Below are 3,304 nucleotides of genomic sequence, written 5' to 3'. Positions count from 1 at the left end.
TCAAGGCTTACGAAGCGACCGGCACCACGGCGACCGCAGCAGGCGGGGAGCTGTTTTGACCCAACGATGGCCTCCAACAATGTTTCGGGCCCATGCCTCTAGCCATCAACTGCCAGTGCAGCCCGGTGAACTTCTGTGAGCGGCTCGAATGAACATTGAGGGCACTGTTGGGCTAATTGCCGGGGCCGGAGGTCGCACCTCTGCGCTTTGTCGCCGATTCGCGCGCGACGGCGCTAAGGCCGCGGGCGGTGGATCTCGCACTGCACCTTGCGATACGTGGCCTTGCTATACCAACGCCGAGGAGAACGAGAATCTATGCGCGACTCCGTAATCACTGCAGCCGTCCGGACCCCAATCGCCAAACGCAACGGCGGTCTGGCCGGCGTTCATGCCGCGGAGTTGTCGGCCACGGTGCTGAACGGTTGATCGAACATGCCGGTATCGCGCCGGAGTCGGTTGACGATGTGCACCCGCACTAAAGCACCACCATTCTGGCAGATAATTCGGTTGATTGCCGGATCGCCCTCAGCTCAAGTTGCCTGGCTTTCGAAGGACTCGCACGGCTGCGTGGAAGTGTTCCGAGGCCAATCGCGCCCACCTGAGCGGATCGAAACGTCATCGGCCGGTATCGGATGGCGACCCGCAGATGGTACTGTGCTATGCATCACGTTACGACGTAAAGTCAACGCTCCGTGCCTGGTCCAACAGTGAGGTACCCATGACGCAAGCCACACGCTTCGATCCCCGCTTTGCCCCGCTGACTCTGCAGGTGAAAGATATGGCCGAGCCGCAGCCGATCTACCACCAAAAGGCCTCCGCTGTCCGTGCCGAGCGGGTCGAGGGTGTCGTGACGCTGTATCGCCTCGAAGACATCGTGGCCATCAATCGACACCCGGGGATTCTCGGTACCGGTGGCCGCGGTGGTTCCTTCGGCCACGAAGGCAAGCTGATTCCGCTTGAAATCGACGGGGAGGACCACCGCAAGTGGCGCCGTCTCCTGGACCCGATCTTCGCCCCGAAGAAGATCGCCTTCCTCGAAGGCCAGATCCGTACGCTGGCCCGGGAACTGATCGCGCAATTCAAGACAGCCGGGCACACCGAGTTGCACGACTCCTACTGCGTTCCGTTGCCGTGCCTGACATTCCTGCGTTTGTTCGGGGCGCCGGTCGAAGACCTTGATTTTTTTGTAGAGTTCAAGGACGGCGTGATCCATCCGCAGGGGGAGACCATGGAGGAAGCCGAGGCCAACATGATGGCCTCGGCGATGAAGATCTACCAGTACTTCGCGACGTTCCTGGCCCAGCGCAAAGCTGAGACTGAGACCAAACCGGACATCATCTCGACATTGCTGCACTCGGAGGTCGGCGGCAGGCCGTTGACCGATGAGGAGATGGTCAACATCATGTTCCTGTTCATGTTCGCCGGGCTGGACACGGTGACCTCGTCGATGTCGTGCGTTTTCGCCTGGCTTGGGCAACATCCCGAAGAGCGTGACCGGCTGGCCGCCGATCACTCGCTGATCCCGGCTGCCATCGAGGAGTTGATGCGCTACGAGTCACCGGTTCCGTCCGGGCTGCGCTACGCCGAGGAGGACATAGACCTCGGTGACGGGTTGGTGATCCGCGCGGGGGAGTCCATCCATGCCGTCTGGGCGGCGGCCAACGTCGACCCGAATGCCTTCGAGGACCCGCTGACCGTCAAACTCGACCGCGGCCGCACCAACCACATCGTGTTCGCCAGCGGCACCCACCGCTGCCTGGGTTCGCACCTGGCGCGCCTCGAACTGCGGATCGCCACCGAAGAACTGCTCGCAGCGATCCCCGACTTCGCGGTCGACTCCACTGAACCGCTGCAATACAACAACGCAGCGGTACGCGCCGCGCTGAAGCTACCGGTGGCGTTCACGCCGTCGGCCTGATTTCATCCCGCCTGATCGCGGGCCGGATGGTGTCGAGCTGCACTTGAAGGCCCGCGATCAGCGTGCTTCGTCGGCGGTCATGTCAGGGAGCGACCAGGATCTTGCACTGCCGACCGGGATCGGTCAGGTCGACGAAGGACTGCCCGATCTCGCTCAGATCGACGACGGCGGTGACCATCGGCGTAACGTCGATCGCACCATCGGCGATTAGCCGCAGCGCCTCGCCGAACTCCTCGGGCGAGTAACCGTTGGCGAATGTCATCACCAATTCCTTTGATGCGCCGTAAATCATGTGCAAGGTGTCGGCCTGCATGCATACCCCCGCGATGAGGATACGGCTGCCGCTCGGTGCTCGGCACATGGCTTCGTCGAGCACCCCCGGCGCTCCTGCGGCCTCAAACGTGACGTCGGGGGTGACGAGATCGAACGGGGATGTCACGGCGGGGTCGACAGCATGGTGCGCGCCCATCGATATCGCAATGGTTCGGCGCAGCGGGGAAGGGTCAGCCGCCACAATCGACTCGACGCCGCGTGCTCGCAGCACCGCAATGATTGCCAGACCGACTCCGCCGCAACCGAGCACGAGCGCCGACTCGCCGGGCCGCAGCGCCGCCTTGCTCACCGAATGCACGCCGACGGCAACGGGCTCGGTGACGGCCGCGGCGGTCGGCGCCACCCCGTTGGGTACGGGAAGCAGCAGCGGCGCGGCCAGCAGCATCCGCTCGCCGAAGCCGCAAGACGCCGTATTGCTGTACACAAGGGGCTCGATCCCGGAGTCGGACAGCAGCGCAGGCATGGAGGTAACGATGGTGCCGCGCTTCGGCCCGTCGGTGCCAGGCCCGTACTCGAGCACCTGGGCGCAGAACTCGTGACCCATATACACATCCCGACTCAGGTCGACAGCGAGCTTCGCGAATGGGGCATCGCCGCCAATGGTTTCGGCGATGGCCACCATCTCGGGGCCGTGGGCGGCGAACTGCAGGTCCGATCCGCAGATCCCGCAGGCCTTGACCTCGACCAGTACCTGCCCGGGCCCGGGAACCGGTTCAGGGACGTCGTCGACCACTGTCATCGCTCCGTGGCGGAGCACCGCGGCTCGCATCACTGGACCCCATTCTTGGATAGCTAGATACTCGGACTCGACTGCTTTGTTGCCCTGGTGTGTCGAACGCTGACACGCAGCGTGGTGCCCTGGCGCGCGACAGCTTCGGTATCGCCGACGGCTCCTTCGAATCGGCAAACACGGCTACGGTAGCCAACTCAGCCGACTGTGTCGACGCCTGCCCGAGTCGTCTGTGGCTGAGTCGCGCTGTGCTGGTGACGCTGCTCAGAAGAGGTCGCCGCCGGCCGCGCCGGCGGTGGTGCCCGTTGCCTCGAACGCCTTGA

General features: G+C 63.9%; 2 protein-coding genes and 1 pseudogene. 2 read left to right on the top strand and 1 reads right to left on the bottom strand.

The features are described from left to right. Positions 1 to 315 precede the first annotated feature (315 nt). Both A9X04_RS30340 and A9X04_RS10130 read left to right on the top strand, forming a co-directional pair. Positions 316 to 467 (top strand): annotated as a pseudogene (locus tag A9X04_RS30340) (acetyl-CoA C-acetyltransferase); the annotation flags it as partial. 251 nt (positions 468 to 718) lie between these two features. After that, the gene (locus A9X04_RS10130; RefSeq protein WP_067919911.1) at positions 719 to 1,918 is read left to right on the top strand and encodes a cytochrome P450; all 1,200 of its coding nucleotides are present in this window, start codon (positions 719 to 721) and stop codon (positions 1,916 to 1,918) included. A gap of 82 nt (positions 1,919 to 2,000) precedes the next feature. Here A9X04_RS10130 and A9X04_RS10125 read toward each other — a convergent pair whose 3' ends face one another. Further along, complete coding sequence (locus A9X04_RS10125; protein WP_067919913.1) at positions 2,001 to 3,020, bottom strand: zinc-binding dehydrogenase; 1,020 nt, start codon at positions 3,018 to 3,020, stop codon at positions 2,001 to 2,003. Between the last annotated feature and the right edge of the window lie 284 nt (positions 3,021 to 3,304).

It is taken from the genome of Mycobacterium sp. E3247 (assembly GCF_001667785.1).
GTDB lineage: Bacteria > Actinomycetota > Actinomycetes > Mycobacteriales > Mycobacteriaceae > Mycobacterium.
The sequence above is the reverse complement of the archived record's forward strand: the minus strand, read 5'-3'. Positions and strand labels throughout refer to the sequence as shown.

Bases quoted from the DNA above. Each gene is read 5' to 3' on its own strand.
- A9X04_RS10130 (WP_067919911.1), top strand. From the start codon at position 719: ATGACGCAAGCCACACGCTTCGATCCCCGCTTTGCCCCGCTGACTCTG.
- A9X04_RS10125 (WP_067919913.1), bottom strand. From the start codon at position 3,020: ATGCGAGCCGCGGTGCTCCGCCACGGAGCGATGACAGTGGTCGACGAC.